Source organism: Chitinophaga sp. GbtcB8 (assembly GCF_019091455.1).
Taxonomy (GTDB): domain Bacteria; phylum Bacteroidota; class Bacteroidia; order Chitinophagales; family Chitinophagaceae; genus Chitinophaga.
In genome coordinates, this window is record NZ_JAGXJN010000008.1 from 83,351 (window position 1) to 106,154 (window position 22,804).

Below are 22,804 nucleotides of genomic sequence, written 5' to 3' on the forward strand. Positions count from 1 at the left end.
CATTCCAACATTGCATAATGGATAACACGGACACAAAAAGACTTTCCCGGCTAACTGCAATCCTTACTCAGCTGCAGACCAAACGTATTTTGACCGCTCCCGAACTTGCTGCTAAATTTTCGGTAAGCATCCGGACCATTTACAGAGACATCCGGGCACTGGAGCAAGCCGGTGTTCCAGTTCTGACCGAAGAAGGCAAGGGATATTCGCTGATGGAACATTACAGGCTTCCACCCGTAATGTTTACGGAAAGCGAGGCCAATGCTTTAATTATTGCCGAACAATTGGTCCTGAAAAATAAAGACACATCCTTCATTAAAGATTATTCGGAAGCTATTGACAAAATAAAAGCAGTATTAAACCATAGTGTAAAAGATAAAGCTAATTTACTTTCAGAGAGAACGAGGTTCGATCAAAACCTTAACCGCGAAAGGAACAGTAATAATTTATCTGAGCTGCAGTTTGCACTTACAAACTTTAACCTGGTAAAAATTGAATATACCAACGAAACCCAAAAAATAAGTTCCAGGTTCATTGAACCGTTTGCATTATTAAGCACCCAGGAAAACTGGCTGTTGGTAGCCTGGTGCCGCTTACGGAAAGAGTTCCGGTATTTCCGTCTTGACAGGATCAAAAAGCTGGAGCTGCTTTCTGAAAAATTCACCCCGCACAAAATGACATTACAGGAATATTTTGACAAATTTTATAGTTCCTGAAATACCCCTGACATAGGGCTGTCATCCCGCCCATTTAGATTTGCATTCTAAACAGTAAAAGTCAATTTTATGATTAGTCAATTAGCAAATTTAAATTGGGTCAGCGTTTCACTTGCATTTGTTGTGTATTTTTTGCTCGGGGCCTTATGGTTCACGCTGCTTTTTACTAAGCAGTACAAAATTTCTTTGGGCCGTGAAAACGAAACCCTGCAAAACAACGCGCCTATTTTTATTGTGGGCCCTGCGCTTTGCTCACTGGTGATCACAATTGTGAGCGCAGTTTTAATTTATGCGCTGAACATTCGTCATTTAGCGGATGCTTTGGAGTTTGCTATAGTTATTGGCATTGGATACTTGTTTGCCAATACAGTTAATATTGCCATCAATCCCAATATCCCCCGGCCCATTCTTTATGGAATTATAACCGGTACCTATCATTTATTGGGCATAGTGATCGTAAGCATTATTTTAATTACAATGAAATAATGTGAACGTAATGCAAAAAAAGGAGGTAGCAACTTTTTGTCCGGCAAGCCGGGAAGACTGGCGGCAATGGTTAAAAGAAAACCATCGTTTGAAGGAATCCGTTCTGCTTGTTTACTATAAGAAGAAGTCTAATATTCCATCAGTAATTTATAGTGACGCTGTTGATGAAGCACTTTGTTTTGGCTGGATAGACAGTACACGAACATCCCTGGGCGATGATAAGTTTATGCAGTTTTTCTGCAAACGGAAACCTAAAAGCGTTTGGTCAAAGATCAACAAGGAAAAGGTACAGCGGCTAATCAGCGAAGGGCTTATGACAGCAGCAGGTTACGAGTGTATTGAAACCGCAAAGAAAAATGGTTCATGGATAATTTTAGACGATGTTGAAAAATTAAAAATACCGAAAGACCTGGCCAGCGGATTTAAAAGCAAGTCAGGATCAAAGGACTATTTTATGAGCTTAAGCAGATCTGTCAAAAAAAGCATCTTACAATGGCTGGTACTTGCCAAACGGCCTGAAACAAGGCAAAAAAGGATCAATGAAATAGCGGAACTTGCAAGTCAGAAGCTGAAGCCTAAACAATTCAGATGAAAGAAGTACTTGTTTCAACGTTGTTCCGCCTGGCGGCTAACAGACGGCGCGGATGATTAACAGTTAATATGAGCAACCGGGATCTTAAAGTGGTTGCTCATATTATTTTTATGAGCTTAAGCGCCGGTGCTTAGTTTAGTATTAATGGCTACTGATTTCCAGGCTGCGAGATCCTGTAAAAGTTGTTCGCTATGCTTTTTAATTGCATTTACTGAATCTTCTCCCAGCTGTAATCTTAATGGTGTTTTTTCTGCGGCCAGCGCTTTATCAATAGCGGCAGCAGCTTTTGCCGGATCGCCTTCCTGCGTACCATTCATTCCCCTGGCAAAATTTCTTGTTGCTCCAACGGTTTCCTTGTAAGCATCCAATTCCGGCATATGTTTCATTGCGGCACCTGCTAATTCAGTTCTGAAATTACCTGGTTCTACGATCAGCACTTTTATTCCCAGGGGCGCCAGCTCATCGGCTAAAGCCTCTGAAAAGCCTTCCAGTGCACATTTTGAGGCAGAATATGCGCTGAATCCTGCAAAGGAGAGCTGTCCGCCTAAGCTGCTGATATTAACAATAGCTCCCGATCTTTGCTGTCTGAATATTGGGAGTAAAGCCTGCGTTACGCTTGCGGCGCCAAAGAAATTGGTGTCCATCAGGGCCCGTAATTCGCTCTCTGGTGTTTCTTCAACGGCGCCCACTATGCCATACCCGGCATTATTGATCAGCACATCAACCCGGCCAAAACGATCGATGGTTTTTTTAACCGCAGCGGAGATCTCAGCATTGTCATGTACATCCATTTTTATGGCTTCTACCTGGTCAGGTGCAAGCGCTTTTATGCTTTCCAATTTATCCAGGCGGCGTGCAGTAACTATTACTTTATAACCTTGTGTGATAGCATATTCGGCAAATGCCTTTCCAAAACCTGATGAGGCGCCGGTGATAAACCATACTTTTTCCATGATTGTGTTTTTTATAGACTTATGAGGTTGCTTGATAAGTATATGGGTTATTGATATAATTATACAAATTTGCTGAGAATAATACAAGCATGCTATTTCCTTATTGAAACAACCTGCGTCTCCTGCTGAGTTTACATTTGAAATCAGGTGCACTGCAATTGGCGAATTACTGAGTGTGGAGAAACCAGTTCAATCATCATCATCCATAAACTGAAACGCTTCACAATCGTCTAGTAGCATACGAATACGGAGAGAAATATCCTGATTGTTAGCGGGGTGCTCATGCTTCCCATACTTGTGTATTCTATCGAGGATTTCTACGGCAAATTGATTTGTTTCATCGGGGTTCTGCATTACAATTATCCGTAACCCCAAAAAATCATCCGTATAAACAGTAGGTACTTCATCGCGGATGTAGTTCTCAAATCCGCCGAAGCTATCTTTTTTGGAGGTTAGTCTTTCTGATACAATTTCGGCAACTGCTGTAAGGTCTCTTTTTTCGCAGGTGAAGAACACACTTCCGTATATGCTAAAGGTCATATTTAATGGAACTAACTTTTATAGCAGATATGCATTCAGAATAGCCTAGGGGAACCTTTGCTAAATCAAAATTCATGCTTATACATTTGTACGGCTGATATGCTATAAGGCTGCAAATTTTAAATACCATGTTAACGAATATTGGAGATCTTGATGTTCTCAGGAGAAAGCAGATTAATATCATAATACCGGTCGTAGGTGGAATGGGCGCGGATGGTATCATTCATCAGATCTATTCCTACAAACGGGTTGGACTGTGTGCTGAAAAAAGCCCATTTGAGATTGCCGTCTTTATCTTCCATTGCCACAAATCCCTCATTGCCCATGCCACCTTCTCCACAGTAAATGGTGTCGCCGTTTTCGAGTTTTATGTGTTGGGGGTGGATTGTTACTTCCACCCAAGGATCATTGTTGTATTTTTCAATACTTGACAAGGTAGTGTCACAAATGGGACTTATGTAATAAGATCTTTGCGTATTGCTGATGGTTGTATAAAAATCAAGAATAATGATATTTCCATCATTGAATACAATGCCTTCGCAACCTAATAATATTTGCTTCCGCCAATTTTGTTGAATAACTTCCCGGGCTGTCATGTCATAATTATTCCTGCTCATCTTCGTCTATTAAAATCTCTTCCTGCAAATCGTTTTTTTCTACATACTCCTCATACCAGTCAAAGTATTCGTCGGGAGGAGTACTTTTAATATCAGGATATTTATTCCAATACTCTTCTCCATATACAAGGATCATCGCCCAATGATATTCATATTCATGTGTCATATGTGCAACATCCAGCAGGGTCTTAGGAGGATCTTGTACAATAAAAGAAGCATCTACGATTTCCTTTGCTTCAGCAGCTGATTTTTTCGTATATCTTTCTATGCTTGCAATTACCATTCTGTAGAAGGTATAGTAATTAAAGACTACGTCTTTTCCTGTTGCTTCATCTTTGAATATTAATCCGTCTTTTATCATAATATATTTTTAAGGACAAACTTCACCTACAAGGTGTTTATCGAATAGTTTGGCTGCGTCGTCAGTAAAGAGCGCGGTTTGTTGGCCGATTGGTTTAGGACGTTTGGGACGCCTGCCTTTTATATCCCTGGGATTTGCAAGCATCGGACCGGAAACTATATCAAAATCATGATGTAAATTACCTTTACGCCCATCTGTTACAAACTGACCCCATTCCGCATTTGGAGTGTCAAATGATTTTGTTTTCAACTTTGCTAGTTCTGAATCAGGTACATCGTATTTCAATATTTTTCCGTTTTCACCAGCCCACTTCTGCGCCTGATTTACATCTGTAGTTACATAGAAGCCGGATTGCCCGGAGGGATTGAAATCCAGATTAGGGCGCCCTCTGTTTACATCTATACCATTTTGCCTGATGGCATTAGCGCTGTCCGCCGCCTTGGTAGCATGGAAAAATTCCATCAAACCAATTACGTCTACGGCTATATTTGGATCTCCAACATAGTTATAAAGCCGGCTACCTCCTTCAATTCTTATCGGATCCTGGCTAATATACCCTCCCTCATCCGGGCTATAATACCTGAACCTGTTATAATACAACCCTGTCTCCACATCCTCATACTGCCCCTGGTATCTGAAAGGCACCAGCTCCCGCTCACCTGCTAACTTACGCACCTGGCCATAAATATCCAATTCGCAGGCCCATACTTTTTCACCGGTAGCATCATAAGCCTCACAAGGAGTGCCCAGGTGATCGTTGATAATAGAATACTGCTGCCCGTTAATAATCTTCGCAGCCGGAGCAAAGGTACCATCTTCAAACACCCAGGTAGCCAGGGTTTCAGCTGGTACCGGTTCAGGATGGTTCAAGGCTACATTGCCCAGTTCATCTATAGTAGTAACAGGACGATCCGTGTTGGCATAATCCCACTCATGCAATGGTACATTGCCATCCCATACAAAACGGGTGATGGTTCCGTTGAACTGTTTTTCTATACGCCGGCCTAAAGGATCGTAGCGGAACTCAACCGGCCTGCCATCCGGGCGAACTACCTTTTTCAGCATACCATTGCCATGCCATTCGTATTCCCAGGTAGCGCCGCCTACTGGTGCGGCGGTAACTATTTTTTTAACACGGTTACCTTCATCGTCATAAATAAAACGGGCATCATTGGTTTCCTGCAGCTTGCCGCCGGGCCCATATTTGCGGTCCTTACGTTCAGGTGTTTTATATAAGTTGCCGGTTTTGTCAGGCAGGCGGTAATCATAAGTGCCGTCTTCATACTGGGCCCAGGCCAGGTTTTCAAGATCATCATGACCAAAAGTAACATGGGTGTTATTGATGCCATTAATGATCTGTTTCAGCCGTTGGTTCGGATCCCAGCGATAGTGCCGGCGGCGGAAAGTACGTTGTTCGCTGTTTACGGTGTGGCTTTCGGGCATACCGGAACGGTCATAGGTCCAGCTGCTTTTAATGCCGCCGGGTAAGGTACGTTCTATTTCAAGACCTAAAAGATTACGTTCAATATGCGCGGTCCAGGGGCTTTGCTCAACGGCTGCTTGTGCAAACATACCGGTTACATCACCGGCTGCATTGTGTTGTAATTGTATGAGCGCGCCTAAGCTGCTCTGCAGTTTATTACGCCGTCCGTTGCGGTTATAAGTGCTGTTTGCGGTATATCCATTCTGCCATTCCTGCGTTATGCGGCCCATTATATCGCGCTGGAATTTCACGGTGCTGTGCTCATTCATGGCTTCTATGAGATGGCCGCTGCGGTTGTAGCTATAGGTTTCCCAGCTGCCATCGCTATACTCTGCACGGGTCAGGCGGCCGTTATAGTCATATTCATAACCGGTCCAGCGTTCGCCGGGGCGTTGTACTTTAATTACTTTACCGGCAGCATCTCTTTCATAATTGCGTAGCAGGCCATCAAAGCCGGTTTCCCGGATAATATCGCCACGGTCGTTACGGGAAAAATGATAAGCTTCCCCATGCTCATTCACCAAACCGGTCAGCTGTTCTTCCTTATTATATATGAAGTGCAGCTTTACGCCGTTCTCTTCCCGCATTTTCAGGCTGCCCAGGGGTGTGTAGGCAAAACGTACATTATGGTATTTATCGCGGGCCTGCAGCACTTCATCATATGCGTTGTACTGCAGCTGTACCTGGTTACCATCTGCTAAATTAATTTCCGTTGCACGGCCCAGCGCATCATAACGGATGTACTGTTCCTGCTGCAGCGGGTTGCTTGATCTTATACAACGTCCCCAGGCATCATAGGTCCAGGTGGAGTGGCCGCCATCCGGCAGCGTTAATGCGCTGAGGTTATGATCGGCATCATATTCCAGCAATGATCGTTTGTCCTGCTCATCTTCTATTTTGCTCAGCAGGTTTTTACTGTTATACCGGTATATGGAAATGCGGCCGTCTGCTTCTGTAATGGTATGCAGCAGCCCTTTGAAAGATCCTTTTTTGTGATAGATATAAGTGCGGCTGGCGCCCTGCGGATCACTCACTAATGTTAAGCGCTGCTCCTCATCATAATTAAACGTATAGGCGCTGCCGTCCGGCTGGGTAACACGGGTAATGTTACCCCGTTCATCATAACTATAGCCGGTTACATTGGCTTCTTCATCTATCTCGCGGTAGATCTCAAAATCTTCTGTGTATTCAAGGAAGCTGGAATTACCCAATGGATCTTTGATCTGTGTAACTACAAAATCAGGTGTATAATAATAAGCCGTGCTTTTGCCCAGTGAATTGGTAATGAGGTTATAACCTTTTTCCGGGTAATATTCCAGCCATCCTTCCAGGATACCATCATCGCCCCAGGTATGCACGCAACGTCCCTTATGATCATATTCCCAATAGAAGCTCTGCCCGTTACGGTCTGTTTTGGCCACCATTAAATGGTTGCGGTATTGGATGCGGGTGGTTTGATCCAGCGCATCTGTGATGGTTGCCAGGTCGCCGGCTTCGTTGTAACCGTAACGGATCATCACCTGTTCTGCACCGCGGTGCCGGGCGGTTACGCTGGTCATGCGGCCTGCATCATCATTGGTAATGTGCAGGTGCCGCCCGGCGCTGTCAATTACCCGTACCAGCTCTCCTTTACCATTGTAGTGAAAGCTGATGAGGAAACCAGCTTCATTGCAGATGGAATATAAACGATACTGTTCATCCGTTGAATGAACTTTGCGGAAGTTATAATACAACCGCTCACTATGATCCAGCAATTGAAATTCATCTATATCTGTGCGGGTAAGCGTTAGCTTTTCATGCCGGTTGTAATCCGTGTTGCCTGCATAAGGCAGGGCTTCAAATACTGCGCTGCGGCCATCGCCCAGCAATACAACGGTTGCATGGTCCTGCTCAAATGATTGTACACGCAGGTCATAGCTGAAATGTGTGCCGTGGCCTAATACGCCATTATGCTTACTGTCACTGTTCCAGGAACGCTCCCAGCGCAGCGGAATAGGGCCGGCCAGCTCAAAATCCGTTCCATCATAGATCACAATGCCCTGCACCAGGTCTACCGGTTCAAAGCCTTTTTTACACAGGAACTTACTGAGCTTATTACTGCCCAGTTTCCCTTTAAGCGCATGATTGAATTTAGTGAGCGCTTTTTTACCCAGCTTTCCAACACCTTTCATTAAAGCGCCAAACCCAAAGCTCATGACCAGGTTTAGTAAAGCGCCTGCCCAATCCGGCACATAAGGGCCGCCTACCATTACTGGTTTGCCAAAAGAAAGCGGTATGGAAAAGGAGGTAGGCAGGTACATGCTGGGAATGGGCTTCATTTTTTTGCCGGGCTGCAAAGAAAGCGGAATGCCAATATCGTTACAGGTCATCAGCATATGACCGGAGGGGCTCATTAAGTTGCCTTCAACTTTGGTGGTCTGGCTGCCAAAGAAGTTCACAGAATCATGCCCTATCATAGGGGCCAGCAGGAAAGGCCCGCCCATGGGAATATGGAAGAGGATTATAAAAATACCGGAGGTATCGCTCTTACCGCGGGGTACATGATTGATCTTGGTGGTAGCGCCAATGAATGGAATATAATCCATGGGATCTACCACAAAACCAATGTACGGATGCGGCAGGGGAACGGGAAAGCCTAACAGGATCACGATATGGATGTCCAGGCCTATTACTGGTGTAAAATGTTTGTTGGTTAACAGCATTGTTCAAGTTTTTAACTCACAATGACATTTCGTAGATATTGGGAACAAGACAAAGATATGGTTACTATACAATAAGCATATTCAGGGTTGCAATATAGGTTTTTTGCAAAAAATGTGCGTATTAAATAAAAGCGGAACATTAGGGGAGGGATCCTTTTAATACAAAACCACAACACTTTAAACCGGCTTTCAGCAAGGTGGCTTTGGAGGCCTGGTTCTTAATGTTACAACGGGCAGCCGGCACACGGCCCTGTAAGTAGGCTTCTTTTTTTAGCTCCTGCACAATTAAGCTGCCCAATCCTTTTTGCCGCAGGCCTTCTTTTACGCTCATGTAAATGTCTGCATAAGGAAGGTTGTAGTTCAGCATTAAACCGCCTTCTGCCACCTCTTCACCATCTATTTCCAAAGTATAATTGCCGACGTTATACCTGTTAGGATCTTCAAGCCGTTTTTTGCCGAAGACCACCCCGGGTACCTGCAGGTGCGTGGTATAATGTTCGTCAAATAAAATAGCTTCTGCATTAATGTTCTGCGCATACTCATAGAGCATAGCTGTTAACAGCGCATCATTACTCTGGCATTCAATAAAGGTAGCGCCGCAAGCGGCCCGGAGCTCCGGGAAAATATAATTGGCCTTTGCACGAAAAGGTGGCAGGATGTAAAACTCAAAAATGGCATCCCGGTCCTCTCTTCTGCTTTGGCCCCACACGGCGCCGTAGCCTACCTTTTGCCCGTTTATCATGAACAGGTAAGTATCTGCCCAGTCATACAGGTGGCACTTATCATAAATAAACTGGAAGTTACTTTCGTGTAAAAATAAACTGCGCAGCGGCTGTATATCAGCCAGCGCAACCGGGATTACTTTTATATCCATATGCCGCGGGCGTAAAAATGTGAATGGTTTAGGTGTTCCATCACGTAAAGTACAAAATGCGCAGGAAAGTGGGGTGCGATGGTATAAATGGAAAAACCGGACAAGAAAATCCGGTTTTTTGTCCGCGTGATGCGAAACATGCATATATAATTCCTCGATATGAATTTCGTGCTTTTAAAAACTTTACCAGGATAATGATTCGTTAACGCAATTGTTAATCCAATACTAACAGCAATGGGCGTGCTCAACTACAGTATTTAACGCCGGATTAACCAGAGAATAAATTATTATTTTTATATTTATTGGCTACAGCCAAAAGATTGTCAACGGATCCTCTATGAAAAGAAAAACGGTCGTGGATATTATTGCTTACCTGTTTATTGTGCTCTTCATTTATGCAAGTGTCAATAAACTTATAGACTATGAGAGCTTCAGCGCGGAGCTGGGAAAATCGCCCCTGCTTACTGCTTTTGCCCGCTGGGTAGCCTGGGGCATCCCCGCAATTGAGCTGGTAGTAGTGGTGCTGCTAACCGTGCCTAAATGGGCCCTGGTAGGGTTTTATGCGGCTTTCAGCCTCATGACCATGTTCACCGCGTATATTATTGCCATCCTGAAGTTCAGTGATTTTATTCCCTGCTCCTGCGGGGGCGTGCTGCAAAGCATGAACTGGGATCAGCACCTGGTATTTAATATCTTTTTTATTGTGCTGGGCTTTATAGGCATCCTGTTATACGAGGCAGATGATCATAAAACGGTAAAAGTGCAGCCGGTAGCTGCGTAATGTTATATAACAAATGCAGGGCAAACCGAAACCTGTAAGTAAAAAGTAGGTATTGATCACGAAAACGTATCTTATGTGAACAATTGTCATTAACCAAGATCAATTTTTTTCACCTTATAAGCCGGGGCCCCCTCCGGCTTATGTTTTTCCTTGTTGGCAGAAGGAGCATCAGGATCCGGTAGTTACCGGTTTAGTCAGTAGCTGCAGTTCAGCAGCATTGCCCAGCACTTCATCTACCAGCCCAAAATCTTTGGCTTCGATTGCATTCATAAATTTATCTCTTCTGAAAGTTTCTTCAATCTCATCACTGGTATGGCCGGAATGCTGCCCGATGATGTGGAACAAACGGTTTTGCAGGCGCTCCTGCTCCCGGTAGGCAATACTTACATCTTCCGTATAACCTTTAGCGCCTCCGCTGGTAGGGTGCATATGAATAGTGGCATTGGGCAGGGCATAACGCTGGCCTGCTGCACCGGCAGTAAGGATCACGGTGCCCATGCTGCCCGTAAAACCTACTGCTACTGTAGAAACGGGCGATTTCATACTCTTCATGGTATCATAAATGGCCAGGCCGGCATACACGCTGCCGCCGGGGCAGTGAATGTATAAGCGTACGGGATAATGGTTCTCACTATCCAGGAACAGCAGCTGTGCTACTACCAGGTTGGCTACCTGGTCATCAATACCGGCGCCTAAAAAAATGATCCGTTCCTTTAAGAGCAGGCTATAGATATCATAGGCGCCACGGGTGGCGCTATCCAATACAGTTGGTATTAACATGGCAATAAATTTTATTTAAAAATAGCAATGAGTGCTGCCTGGAAGGCAGGATCTGTGGCGCACAGGTTATCGAAAATGGTTTGCAGCTGCTGCCGTTTTGCGGCCCGGCCCAATGAGCGGATGAGCTGATGTGCCTGTGACTGGGCCTGCACATTTTCCTGCAAAGCGCTATTGGTAAGCATTTGCGCCTGGAACAGCAGCTTATCTTCTGTGCTCATAGCGTGCAGCAGGTACTGGTCAATATGCTGTGCTTCATCCAATGACTTCCTCATAAGCGGCGCTGGTTTTAATGTGATCGCGAACTTTTTCCAGGCACTTGTATTTCTGCACGGTGGCAGAGTGGGTGGTTTTGTAATGGAACTTTTCTGCAATCTCCTGCATGGAGTGCTGCTCATAATAGAACGCCTGTAACAGCTGCATACATTTCCTGCCGGCTGTTTGCAGGTACTGCATCACGGAGCGGCCTTTTTCAGGTACCGGTGTATAAAAATCTTCCGGTATGCTGTAGGCGTCTGTTATATGATCATCCAGCGGTTCCTGGCGGCTATCGGTTTTGAATTTGCGCAGCCATAATATTTTGGTGATGCCCACCAGGTACGCTTTGGCCGATACATGGATGTGCAGCTTTTGCTGCTGCTGTTTTTCCAGGTAAATAACCAGGGCATCATGAAAGAGGTCTTTGGCGGTTTCCAGGTCGCCGCCCAGCTGCTGCACCGTGCGGGCTATCTGGGGGAAGGTGTCCCGGTAAAGATCTGTTAATGCTTGCGCTGCTTGTTCCTGCATAACTATTGGTTTTATATATAATAGTGTCCGCAAAGGGGAAGATATCACCCTTAATTTAAGAAAAAATTTTGCAGCAGCGGGCTCCTGGTGCCTGTACAACCATTCTGTAGCTGCTGCTACACCACTGCATGTACAATAGAAGTACGCCGCGGTGGCTGCAAACCATCTGTACGGCCGGCAAAGTACTTGGCCGCCTGTTCCGGCGTAAAAAAGGATACCGTTGTAAACCCGTGCTGCCGCAGCTTCTGTGCCAGCGCTTCCGGCGTAAAATGTGTGATCCAGGGCTCGCCCAGGTCTGCGGCCCTTTGGCCAAGGTTAGAAAAGTAATCAGCGCTTTTCTGCTGGGAAAAGGTAAGCACCAGCTCTGTACCTTTTGCCAAAGCGCCTGCAAAGCTTAGTGTAGCATCAATAGCTTCCATGGTAAGATAAGTGAGCACGCCCAGCCAGGCAATAAATACCGGTGCATTAAGATCGAACAATGTTTGTTGTAAAACGTTTCTAATAGAAGACGTTTCAAAATCAACCGGTACAAAGCTAAGATTGGGAGGGAGGCTAATGCCGGTTTGTGCCAGCCGGTTCCGTTTTTGCGCCTGGCTATCAGGATGGTCTATTTCAAAAATATGCAGGTCCCTAGCCCATACCGGCTGCCGGTAAGCAAACGTATCAAATCCGGCACCTAATATTATATATTGCCGTATCCCGTTATCAAATGCCAGTTGCAGGGCATCTTCCGTATAACGGCTGCGTAACACTACGTGTGTGCGCATCCTGAAGGCTTCCGGCATTTGATAAATGGCAGGGTTGTCTTGAATGTGCTGTATTACTGCGGGCTCTAATAATTTTAATATTATTTCATCCTGCAGCAGTTTGGGAGTGCCGTCTAACAATTGATGGGCGGCCCGCAGGGCGGCTGCGCCAATGGCAGTTGCGCTGGCTGTTTTCATAATCTTAAATTAACATAGTTAAATATAAAATTAACATAGTTGCATAAATACAATCAAAATGTTACAAACATTCCCATCTGAATGTATGATCTTTAATAGAGTATAGATAGTATGTCTTAATATTTAGTTAAAATAATGTTTGCTTTTAAAGGAAATTAATACTAACTATGTGGCAGATCCGGTAAAGAGTACGCCGGATATTAAGCACTAAGTGATACCTGAACAATGAAGCGGCAGCAATCTTAAGCACCACGATAAATTTTCCATGGATCCCCGATGGGGCCGTATGTAGACTAACTAGATTATTTCAACCAAATTAACGAAACATGTAAAGAATGATGGAACGATGATCGATGTGTTGTTGTTATTCTATTAGAAAATCAATTTACATTATTGTAGTGAACAATTGAATTGACTTTAGGAAGGGTCAGTTGTTATAGATTTCTAAAGGAAATGCATGCCTCCCTCTGAGGTGTATCGGCATCTTTATCTCTAACCAAAATCGGTAAGTATGTATAAAAGAACGATGAAATTTAGCGATACATAAGCGTACAGGCAATACTATGTTTAATAATTGCATGCTGCAAAAGTAGCATGTCGCTCTCTCTATGTCTAAATCAAACCAAAATTAAATCCAATAAATGATGAGACAACTACGTCTGCTGATTATGGCGCTGCTGCTTGGCTCGGCAGCATTTGCACAAACAAGGCAGTTGACAGGTTCTGTCAAGGATGCAACATCCGGGGCAGCGCTTCCCGCCATCACCGTGCAGGTAAAAGGAACGAACATGGCCACTGTAACCGGTGGCGACGGTACCTTCTCCTTAAAAGTACCGCAGGGGGCTTTTACATTACAGGTTTCCCTGGTAGGCTACGGCACTAAAACAATAGAAGTAACGCCTGAACAAACACATCTTGACCTGGTAATGAGTGAAACATCCACTCAGCTGGGCGAGCTGGTAGTAACGGCATTGGGCATATCAAAAGATTCCAAAAAAGTGGGCTACTCCGTTACAAAAGTAGATGGCGGCCTGATGACACAGGCCAGGGAAACCAACGTGGGCCTGTCATTAGCAGGCCGTGTGGCCGGTGTGAATGTACATGGTTCCAGCGGCGGTCCGGGTTCTTCTGCCCGTATCCTGTTAAGGGGTATGCCCAGTATGAATAGTAGTACCGGTAGTACCGGCAGCGGCGCAGGCACCGGCTCACCGCTTTTTGTAATAAATGGTGTACCTATTGATAATACACAACGCGGTTCTTCCGGCGAATGGGGCGGCTCTGATAACGGAGACGGTCTTTCCAACATTAACCCGGATGATATTGAAACCATGTCCGTGCTGAAAGGCCAGTCTGCATCTGCATTATATGGTGCAAGAGCTGCCAACGGCGTTGTTATCATTACCACCAAGACCGGTAAAAAAGGCGCTTTCACCGTGGAGTATAACATGAACTATTCCATGGACAAAGCCATTAACTTTACCGATTTCCAGTATGAATATGGCCAGGGCCGTCAGGGCAGCAAACCGAATAATGCTGCAGATGCACAGGGTACTGCCAGGTTAGCCTGGGGCGCTAAAATGGATGGCTCACAGGTTATCCAGTATGATGGTAAGCAATATGCTTATTCTCCCTTCAAAGACAACATTGCCAACTTTTACAGAACAGGGCCCACCTTTACCAATACAGTAGCTGTTTCCGGCGGTGGCGAGAAAGGTACTTTCCGTTTATCTATGTCTAACCTGGATAACAAATCCATTGTTCGCAACAGTGGATTAGACCGGAAAACCATTAACCTGAACATGGACCAGAAGGTAAGCGACCGGCTGACTGTAAGAGTGCTGGCTAACTATATAGACGAGCAGCAAAAGAACAAACCGCAGATCAGTGACGGGCCTTCAAACCCCAATAACGGTATCTGGCTTGCAGGTAACATCAACGAAAACATACTGGCGCCCGGTTTTGATGCCAATGGAAAGGAAATAGTATTCAGTGATGATAACTATGTAACCAATCCCTGGTTTGTAGTGAGCAAGTATGTAAATAATATAAACAGGAAACGCCTGATCAGTGCCATTACTGCCCGTTATGAGCTTACCAGCTGGTTGTATGCACAAGGCCGTATCGGATATGACCTGGAAAATGACCAGATCCTTAAGGTAACGGCATCCGGCACCAACTTTTCCATACAAACTGAAACCGGTTATTCCGGCAGACTGGAAGAGCAGAGCCGCACCCAGACCTACCAGCTGAATGGTGATGCATTGCTGGGCCTCAGCAAAAAAATAACCTCCGATTTTAGTATAGACGCTGCAGTAGGCGCCAACATACTGAAGAACGGTTATGATTATCAGACCCTCAATGGTGGTCCCTTTATCGTTGATAACCTGTACACCCCTCTTAACGTGGTGAACGCTGGCAAGGACTATAAATACTGGAAAAGGGAAGCACATTCCGGTTATTATACCGCAGACTTTAACTATAAAAGCTACCTGACACTGAGCACTACGGGCAGGTATGATGTGTTCTCCACACTGGCAGGGCCTAATATACCCAAGAGCCAGATGAGGATCTTTACGCCTTCTGTATCCGGTAGCTTTATCTTCTCTGAGCTGGTGAAAGTACCGCATATGGATTACGGCAAGCTGCGTGCATCTTTCGCAAGAACCAGCGGGGAACCTTACGAAGCATATAGAACGGCCGTGTACTATGCCGTGGAAGGCTCTGTTAACGGAGTGCCTACCGGCAGGTTTAGCGATGGTTTGCCCAGCGGTTTGTTAAAACCGTACACCGTAACAGAGCTGGAATTTGGCACGGAGCTGAAGTTCTTTGATAACCGTTTAGGATTTGATGTGTCGTACTTTACGCGCAAAACAAAGAATGAGATCATGCAGGCAGACTTTAGCCGGTCTACCGGTTATACCAAAGGGTATATAGCTACCGGTTCTACCCAAAACAGGGGCCTGGAAGTGTTGGTGACCGGTACGCCTGTTAAGAGCAGGAATTTCAGCTGGAATGCTTCATTCAATTTAACCTCTGTACACAATAAGATCCTGGAAACAGATGCTAATAGTAACCCGGTTTCGCTGGGTACCAACCGGTTCAACCACGGTAATGCCAATACTGTGTTCATAAAAGGAATGGCCGGCCCCCAGATCCAGGTATATGATTACAAGTATGATGCAAAAGGCGATATAGTAGTAGATGCCTCCGGGTTACCCTTAGCCGGCAACCAGGTATACAGGGGCAGCGTATTGCCTACTTTATATGGTGGCTTGAACAACGAGTTTAACTTCAAAGGTGTGAGCCTTGCATTCCTGATAGATTACAATTATGGCAACAAGGTGCTTTCTTCTTCTGCTGCTGAAAGTGTTTACCGCGGCTTGAACAAGTCTACGCTGGTGAACAGGGAAGCTGGTTTCACCGTGGGAGTACGGGAAGATGGTACGCAGAATACCGTACACGCCAGCGCACAGGACTACTACCAGGCAGTGGCTCAAAGGATCACTGCAATAAGTGTACTGGACGGTGATTACATTAAGCTGCGCCAGCTTACACTGGGTTACACCCTTCCTGAGAAAGTATTAGCCGGCGTGCCTTTGATCCGTACCGTACAGGTTTCTTTAGTAGGCCGCAATCTCTGGACAATAATGAAACGCAGTGATAATATTGATCCTGAATCAGGTTTTTCCACCATTGTGAGATATGCAGGTATTGAAGGTACCGGCTTACCTTCCGCCAGGACATACGGTGTAAATGTTAATATCAAATTCAAATAAGCAAGGAACATGAAAAAACTACTGATATATATTGGTATCACTTCTGCACTGCTACAGGCGGGATGTACCAAGAATTTTGAGGAGATCAATACCGATCCCACACAAACGGATGCCGCCCATTATGATCCAAATTATCTTTTGACCAGCGCCCAGTACCTGTTTTCCTCACAGGGCTATAGTATTTCCCTGTTCACCAGCATGTGGGCGCAAACCATGGCATCCACCTCATCGCTGAGCTCCAACTACCTTTCCAATGCCGATAAGTATGTACCATCCAGCGGTACGCCTGATTACCAGGCCCGTCTCTGGAACAACAATTACGGCCAAAGCGACCAGTTCTGGACAGGAGCAGGCAGCATGGTATATGAAGCCGCCAGCTTAACGGCAGATGATGCCTCAAAGGGAAACCTGAACGCCATCTGTAAAATTATGAAAGTGCTGATCCTGCAGGAAGTAACAGATGTGTATGGCGATATTCCTTATTCCCAGGCATTACAGGGTAAGGCAGGCGTTACACAACCAGTGTATGATAAACAGCAGGATGTTTATAACAGCATGCTCAAAGACCTGGATGCTGCCATTGGCCAGCTGAGTGCATCCGGTGGAGCTGTGAGCGGCGACCTGTATTACAAGGGAGATGTTACCAAATGGAAAAAATTCGGCTACTCATTAATGTTACGTCTGGCTATGCGCTTAACAAAAGTAGACGCTGCCACAGCCAAAACATGGGCGGAGAAAGCCGCTGCAGGTGGCACCTTTGCCGGCGTTGCGGATGATGCTTTTATAGCTACCCAGAACAGCACCGGGCATGATAATGCCCAGGCCAGGGTATATAATACAGATATTTACCAGACCCGCTGGAGCAAAACATTTATTGACTATCTCAGGACTAACAATGACCCCCGCCTGGGTGTAATTGCAGAAGTACCTGCTGATGGCCTGGCTGCTAACCAAACTTCCAGCCCCGGCGTAACAACTGCTGCCGTACAGTTAGGGATGCCCAATGGGTATGATCTGAACGGCGGCCCAACAGATATTACGCATGCACCGGGCTACCCCGGTGGTACCGGTACAGGCGCGAATGCTACGCCTATCGGAAAATATTCCCGTCCCCGTACTTCTATGTACGCCAACAGGAGCGGTAATATTTTTGTGCTCACCTACGCAGAAACAGAGCTGATGCTGGCAGAAGCTGCGGCAAGAGGATGGAGCGTAGGCGGTACAGCCCTTGTGCACTACCGCAATGGTGTATCTGCTGCCCTGCAGTCCCTGGCAGTACTGGGTGCAGATGGCGCCATCAGCGCAACTATTGCCGATGCATATGCACTGGCGCATCCGCTGAATATAACTTCACTGGATGCATCCCTGAAACAGATCAATGAGCAATACTGGGCTACTACCGGCGCTTTCTTCCTGTATGTAGAAACATGGATCAACTGGAAAAGATCCGGTTATCCTGTGCTCACTCCCGTAGTTTACCAGGGTAATTTCTCCAACGGTACCATACCCAGAAGGCAGCCTTATCCGCCCATTGAAGCTAACCTGAACAAAGCTAACTACAACGATGCGGTAAGCAGGATAGGAACCGGTGATAACTGGACCTCACGCGTATGGTGGGACAAATAATAACCTGTTTTAAATGTTGATGTAAGAGCAATAAATGTAGAGTAGATGCAGCGGGTAAGTCCGCTGCATCTGCTTTTGTAACCCGGCCTGCTGTGTTGTTGGAGCGGTTGAAAAATATAATGCATCATGCAAAATTCCATTTCCCTGATCATTACTACGGTATTACTTAGCTGGCTGCCCATAGCTGTAAAAGCGCAGCAGCCCCTCTTTGAGCTGTTACCGCCTAAAACCACCAATATCCGTTTCAGTAATGATATTAATGAAACCGAACACCTGAATGTATTAGCCTACGAATATTTTTATAACGGCGGTGGCATAGCCGTAGGCGATATTAATAATGACGGCCTGGACGACCTGTTCTTCACCGCCAACATGGGCCCTAATAAGCTCTACCTGAACCAGGGCAACCTGAAATTTAAAGATATTACCAGGGATGCCGCCAAAGAGCTGGAAGGCCGCAGCGGCGCCTGGAAAACCGGCGTAACCATGTCTGATGTAAATGGCGATGGTTAGCTGGGTATTTAGGTTTGTTACTCCGGCAAAACTACTATTGGGCAACGCCGCAATCAGCTGTTCATAAACCAGGGCAACCTGAAATTTAAAGAAAGCGCCAAAGAATATGGGCTGGATGATCCGGGCTACAGCACCACGGCCGTATTCTTTGATTATGATAATGACGGGGACCTGGATATGTTCCTGCTTAACCATAACGTGATCAAGATAGATAACATGGAGCTGGCCAAACGCCGCGGGGAAACGGATTCCCTGGCAGGCAACAAGCTCTATGAAAATAAGGACAATCACTTTACAGATGTTTCCAAAAAAGCCGGCATTATCCAGAACCCGCTCACATTCGGTTTAGGCGTGGCCGTAGCTGATATTAACCAGGACGGCTGGCCTGATGTATATGTGACCAATGATTATAATGAGCCGGACTACCTGTACCTCAACAACCAGGATGGTACTTTCCGGGAAGATACGCAGAACTGTTTCCGGCATCTTTCCCATTTCTCTATGGGCGTAGATATTGCAGATTATAACAACGATGGCCTGCCGGATGTAATGACACTGGACATGCTGCCGGAAGATAACCGCCGCCAGAAATTATTACAGCTGCAGGAAAATTATGAATCCTTTGAGCTGATGTTATCACAGGGACTATACAAACAGTACATGCGTAATATGCTGCAGCTGAATAATGGCGATGGAACCTTTAGTGAGATAGGGCAGCTTGCGGGGATCTCTAATACCGACTGGAGCTGGTGCCCGCTGCTGGCCGACCTGGATAATGACGGGTATAAAGACCTGTTCATTACCAACGGCTATTTAAGGGACTATACCAACAAAGACTTTTTAAAATATTGGGGCGATTATAAAGTCAAGAAAGCAGTGGACCGTGAACCGGTAATGCTCATGGACCTGGTAACATCCATGCCTTCCACCACCCTGATGAACTACGTTTTCAGGAATGAGCATGACCTTACTTTTTCCAACAAACAAAAAGACTGGGGTTTTACCAAAACCGGTATTTCAAGCGCGGCAGTATATGCAGACCTGGATAATGATGGCGACCTGGACCTGGTGATCAATAACATTAACGAACCGGCAGCAGTGTATAAAAACCTGAGCCGGGAACAGAACAAAGGTAATTACCTGGGCATAAAGCTGCAGGCCAAAACCGGCAATACAGCGGCTATTGGCGCTAAGGTAACAGTGTATGCCAACGGCGGCCTGCAGTATGAGGAAGTGAATCCCGGCAGGGGATATCTTTCTGCCTTGCCTGCCAGCCTGCATTTTGGATTGGGCAGTGCTCAACAGGCAGATTCTGTACGCATTACCTGGCCCGACCATACCACGCAGCTGCTGACCAATGTAACCGCTAACCAGCAGCTGGCAGTAGCCTATGCAGGCGTAACAGCGCCGGTGCTGCAAAAAGATCCTTCAGTCAAAACACTCTTCAGCAGAACAAAAGGTATTATAGGTTATAAACATGAAGATGACCAGGTGAATGACTTTAAGCGGCAGCCGCTTATGTTATTCATGTACTCCAGCGCAGGGCCGGTACTGGCTAAGGGAGATGTGAATAACGACGGCCGGGAGGACCTGTACATCAGCAGCGATAAGAACCAGCCCGGAAGACTGTTTGTACAACAGCCTTCCGGCGCATACAGTATCAGCACTGAATCTGTGCTGGATGCGGAAGATGGCCCGGTAACGGCCGATGCATTGTTCTTTGATGCCAATGGCGATGGGTTTAATGACCTGTACCTGGCCAAAGGCGGTTACGCTTTATTTGAACCCCATACGCCCGCGCTGCAGGATGTTCTGTACCTGAATGATGGCAAGGGCAAACTGGTGTTATCGAAAGGTGTTTTGCCGGATGTTAGCGCTAATAGTAAATCGTGTGTGCGTGCCTGTGATTTTGATAATGACGGTGATATGGACCTGTTCATAGGCGGGCGTGTAATACCCGGCCAGTACCCGGCGCCGCCGGCATCCTGGCTGCTGGTGAATGATGGCAAAGGGAAATTTACTGCTGCTACCGTGCCTTTTGCCAACATTGGTATGGTCACAGATGCGCAGTGGACCGATGTTAATAAAGACGGTCGTAAAGACCTGCTGTTATGCGGGGAGTTTATGCCTGTAACCTTATTCCTGAACACGGCCGAAGGTTTTACAAATAAAACCAGCGATTATTTTGAGCAGATGCCCAAAGGCTGCTGGTTCAGCATGGCATTGGCAGATGTGGATGGCGACGGGCAGGAAGATATTATTGCCGGTAACCTGGGGCTGAACACACAGGTGCATACTTCTGAAAAAGAGCCGGCAGAGCTGTATTATGCAGACTTTGACGGCAATGGCTCTATTGATCCTTTCTTTAACTGTTATATTAAAGGGGTAAGCTATCCTTTTGTAAGCCGGGATGAGCTGAATGACCAGATCTATCCCATGCGCCGCAAATTCAGCTCCTATAAGAATTATGCAGATGCTACCATGAGGGAAATTTTCAGTGCAGATGAATTGTCTAAAGCCGGTAAGCTAACCTTAACAGATTGCCGTACACAATGTTTCCTGCATAAGAACGGCAAATTTGTGGCTGCCCCATTGCCTTTACAGGCGCAGTTTTCCATAGTCACTAAAATTATGACCGGCGACTTTGATCACGATGGCAAAACAGACCTGCTGCTATTTGGCAACCACAGTGATAATCGTTTAAAAATAGGTAGCATGGATGCCAGTTATGGCTGTTTGCTGCAGGGCGATGGCAAGGGGCAATTTAAATATATGCAGCCGGCTGTTTCCGGGTTATCCGTAGCCGGTGATGTAAAGTCTGCCACAGAAATAACCATCAAGGCAGATAAGTATATGGTGATAGGTGTAAATAACGTAGGCGTTTTACTATACAAAGAACAATAGTTATGGGAAAATGGATAATTGTTTGTTTGTTTTTTTGCCAGCTGGGTTATGCCCAGCGGCCCACACCTGAACTTAGCAACCAGGTGCAACCCGCTGTCTGGAATATTACCATGGTAATGCTGCATGATGTGGTGAACCCGCCGGCAGCCGCTCGCTATTATGCTTACTGCACCGCAGCAGCATATGAAATAGTGGCGCAGCATAATAACAGCATGCCCAAAACAGCCGGGTTTATTAAATCGTATCCTGTTATTACCATTAGCGGCGCTAAGGATGATTATAACTATGAAGCTGCTGCGGTATATGCCATACTGGAAGCCGGGCGGCTAATGCTGCCCTCCGGTTTTATGCTGGAAGCGCAGCAGGCAAAACTGCTGAACACGTTTAAAAAAGAAAAGCTTTCGCAAAAAGTAATTGACCGCTCCGTAGCTGTAGCTAAGGAAGTAGTGCCGCAGATCATTAACTGGTCTAAAAAAGACCACTACAACCAGCTGAGCGCACGCGTGCGTTATACACCTAAAAAAGGAGATGGTTACTGGTATCCTACACCGCCGGCTTATATAGAAGCGGTGGAGCCGCATTGGAAAACCATCCGCCCCATGGTAATAGATACCTGTAATGCCTTTGTACCGGAGCCGCCGGTACCTTTCAGTAAAGATAGCGGCAGCGCTTTTTATAACCTGAGCAAAGAAGTGTATGAGGCAGGTATGCATCCCAAACAGGAGGAGCTGGTGATTGCCGCTTTCTGGGATTGTAATCCCTTTGCAGTATCTACCGCGGGGCATATGGCTGTTGGGTTTAAAAAGATAACACCGGGCGGGCACTGGATGAATATTGCAGGTATTGCAGCTAAAAAGGCGAAGCTGGATTTTGATAAAACCCTGCTGCTGCATACCATTACGGCCATCACAGAAATGGATGCGTTCATCAGCTGCTGGGATGAAAAATACCGCAGCGACCGCATACGGCCGGAAACGTATATTAACCGCTACATTGATGTGAACTGGAAACCGCTGCTGCAAACACCGCCCTTCCCGGAATATACCAGCGGGCATAGCGTAATGTCTACCGCCACTGCGCAGGTACTTACTTACCTGATGGGCGATCAGTTTTCTTTTACAGATGATTCAGAAGAAATGTTCGAGATCCGCGCACGCAGCTTTACCTCCTTTATGCAGGCTGCTGCGGAAGCAGCCATTTCACGCCTGTATGGCGGTATTCACTTCCGTGATTCTATTGACAACGGAGCAACACAAGGGAAGAATATTGGCGATAATATTATAGAGAAATTAAAAGCAGCTGGTGTGTTACCCGTGCATTCATGATTATGGCACGGTATATGTGAGTTTATGTACAACTTTGTTACTTACTAA

Annotated in this window: 19 protein-coding genes and 1 pseudogene; 10 read left to right on the forward strand and 10 right to left on the reverse strand. The window is 46.0% G+C overall.

The window, feature by feature from the left end; genetic code table 11:
* The first annotated feature begins 17 nt into the window (after positions 1 to 17).
* From KVT36_RS10300 to KVT36_RS10310, 3 genes are all read left to right on the forward strand, one after another.
* Complete coding sequence (locus tag KVT36_RS10300) at positions 18 to 716, forward strand: YafY family protein (RefSeq protein WP_217603408.1); 699 nt, start codon at positions 18 to 20, stop codon at positions 714 to 716.
* Positions 717 to 785: 69 nt separating this feature from the next.
* Positions 786 to 1,202 carry a DUF1761 domain-containing protein gene (locus KVT36_RS10305; RefSeq protein ID WP_217603409.1) on the forward strand — a complete coding sequence of 139 codons (417 nt, stop codon included), beginning with the start codon at positions 786 to 788 and terminating at the stop codon, positions 1,200 to 1,202.
* Between the two features lie 10 nt (positions 1,203 to 1,212).
* On the forward strand, positions 1,213 to 1,794 hold the full coding sequence (locus tag KVT36_RS10310) for a YdeI family protein (RefSeq protein ID WP_217603410.1): 582 nt from the start codon (positions 1,213 to 1,215) through the stop codon (positions 1,792 to 1,794).
* Positions 1,795 to 1,910: 116 nt separating this feature from the next.
* Here the strand turns inward: KVT36_RS10310 and KVT36_RS10315 are convergent, their stop codons facing one another.
* The 6 genes from KVT36_RS10315 to KVT36_RS10340 form a co-directional block, all read right to left on the reverse strand.
* Positions 1,911 to 2,747 (reverse strand): oxidoreductase, encoded by an 837-nt coding sequence (locus KVT36_RS10315; RefSeq protein WP_217603411.1) that lies wholly within the window; start codon positions 2,745 to 2,747, stop codon positions 1,911 to 1,913.
* Between the two features lie 189 nt (positions 2,748 to 2,936).
* Positions 2,937 to 3,287: a hypothetical protein gene (locus KVT36_RS10320; RefSeq protein WP_217603412.1), complete on the reverse strand. Its 351-nt coding sequence runs from the start codon at positions 3,285 to 3,287 to the stop codon at positions 2,937 to 2,939.
* A gap of 131 nt (positions 3,288 to 3,418) precedes the next feature.
* On the reverse strand, positions 3,419 to 3,904 hold the full coding sequence (locus KVT36_RS10325; protein WP_217603413.1) for a hypothetical protein: 486 nt from the start codon (positions 3,902 to 3,904) through the stop codon (positions 3,419 to 3,421).
* The gene (locus KVT36_RS10330) at positions 3,891 to 4,265 is read right to left on the reverse strand and encodes a hypothetical protein (protein ID WP_217603414.1); all 375 of its coding nucleotides are present in this window, start codon (positions 4,263 to 4,265) and stop codon (positions 3,891 to 3,893) included. Before KVT36_RS10330 ends, KVT36_RS10325 begins: the two co-directional genes overlap by 14 nt.
* Before the next feature lie 9 nt (positions 4,266 to 4,274).
* Positions 4,275 to 8,450, reverse strand: a complete 4,176-nt coding sequence (locus tag KVT36_RS10335; protein WP_217603415.1) for a DUF6531 domain-containing protein — start codon at positions 8,448 to 8,450, stop codon at positions 4,275 to 4,277.
* Positions 8,451 to 8,589: 139 nt separating this feature from the next.
* Positions 8,590 to 9,324 (reverse strand): N-acetyltransferase, encoded by a 735-nt coding sequence (locus tag KVT36_RS10340; protein WP_217603416.1) that lies wholly within the window; start codon positions 9,322 to 9,324, stop codon positions 8,590 to 8,592.
* A 337-nt stretch (positions 9,325 to 9,661) separates the two neighbouring features.
* On the opposite strand from KVT36_RS10340, the gene KVT36_RS10345 reads away from it, so the two are divergent.
* On the forward strand, positions 9,662 to 10,105 hold the full coding sequence (locus KVT36_RS10345; protein WP_217603417.1) for a MauE/DoxX family redox-associated membrane protein: 444 nt from the start codon (positions 9,662 to 9,664) through the stop codon (positions 10,103 to 10,105).
* A 168-nt stretch (positions 10,106 to 10,273) separates the two neighbouring features.
* On the opposite strand, the gene KVT36_RS10350 is transcribed toward KVT36_RS10345, so the two are convergent.
* From KVT36_RS10350 to KVT36_RS10365, 4 genes are all read right to left on the reverse strand, one after another.
* Positions 10,274 to 10,885, reverse strand: coding sequence for a ClpP family protease (locus KVT36_RS10350; RefSeq protein WP_217603418.1), 612 nt, complete (start codon positions 10,883 to 10,885; stop codon positions 10,274 to 10,276).
* Between the two features lie 11 nt (positions 10,886 to 10,896).
* A complete protein-coding gene (locus KVT36_RS10355) occupies positions 10,897 to 11,157 on the reverse strand; it encodes a hypothetical protein (protein WP_217603419.1) in 261 nt (86 codons plus the stop codon).
* Entirely contained in the window at positions 11,138 to 11,668 is a 531-nt protein-coding gene (locus KVT36_RS10360; protein ID WP_217603420.1) for an RNA polymerase sigma factor, read from the reverse strand. Before KVT36_RS10360 ends, KVT36_RS10355 begins: the two co-directional genes overlap by 20 nt.
* Positions 11,669 to 11,784: 116 nt before the next feature.
* Positions 11,785 to 12,612, reverse strand: coding sequence for a class I SAM-dependent methyltransferase (locus KVT36_RS10365; RefSeq protein ID WP_217603421.1), 828 nt, complete (start codon positions 12,610 to 12,612; stop codon positions 11,785 to 11,787).
* A 641-nt stretch (positions 12,613 to 13,253) separates the two neighbouring features.
* On the opposite strand from KVT36_RS10365, the gene KVT36_RS10370 reads away from it, so the two are divergent.
* The 6 genes and pseudogenes from KVT36_RS10370 to KVT36_RS10385 all read left to right on the forward strand — a co-directional run bounded on the left by KVT36_RS10370 (position 13,254) and on the right by KVT36_RS10385 (position 22,756).
* Complete coding sequence (locus KVT36_RS10370; RefSeq protein WP_254639940.1) at positions 13,254 to 16,388, forward strand: SusC/RagA family TonB-linked outer membrane protein; 3,135 nt, start codon at positions 13,254 to 13,256, stop codon at positions 16,386 to 16,388.
* A gap of 9 nt (positions 16,389 to 16,397) precedes the next feature.
* The gene (locus KVT36_RS10375) at positions 16,398 to 18,014 is read left to right on the forward strand and encodes a SusD/RagB family nutrient-binding outer membrane lipoprotein (protein ID WP_217603422.1); all 1,617 of its coding nucleotides are present in this window, start codon (positions 16,398 to 16,400) and stop codon (positions 18,012 to 18,014) included.
* Positions 18,015 to 18,140: 126 nt separating this feature from the next.
* Complete coding sequence (locus tag KVT36_RS32680; RefSeq protein ID WP_254639941.1) at positions 18,141 to 18,527, forward strand: VCBS repeat-containing protein; 387 nt, start codon at positions 18,141 to 18,143, stop codon at positions 18,525 to 18,527.
* Between the two features lie 36 nt (positions 18,528 to 18,563).
* Positions 18,564 to 18,698: pseudogene (locus tag KVT36_RS32985) on the forward strand (FG-GAP repeat domain-containing protein); the annotation flags it as partial.
* A 6-nt stretch (positions 18,699 to 18,704) separates the two neighbouring features.
* Entirely contained in the window at positions 18,705 to 21,431 is a 2,727-nt protein-coding gene (locus KVT36_RS10380; protein ID WP_254639942.1) for a VCBS repeat-containing protein, read from the forward strand.
* Positions 21,432 to 21,433: 2 nt separating this feature from the next.
* On the forward strand, positions 21,434 to 22,756 hold the full coding sequence (locus KVT36_RS10385; protein WP_217603423.1) for a vanadium-dependent haloperoxidase: 1,323 nt from the start codon (positions 21,434 to 21,436) through the stop codon (positions 22,754 to 22,756).
* The last annotated feature ends 48 nt before the right edge of the window (positions 22,757 to 22,804 follow it).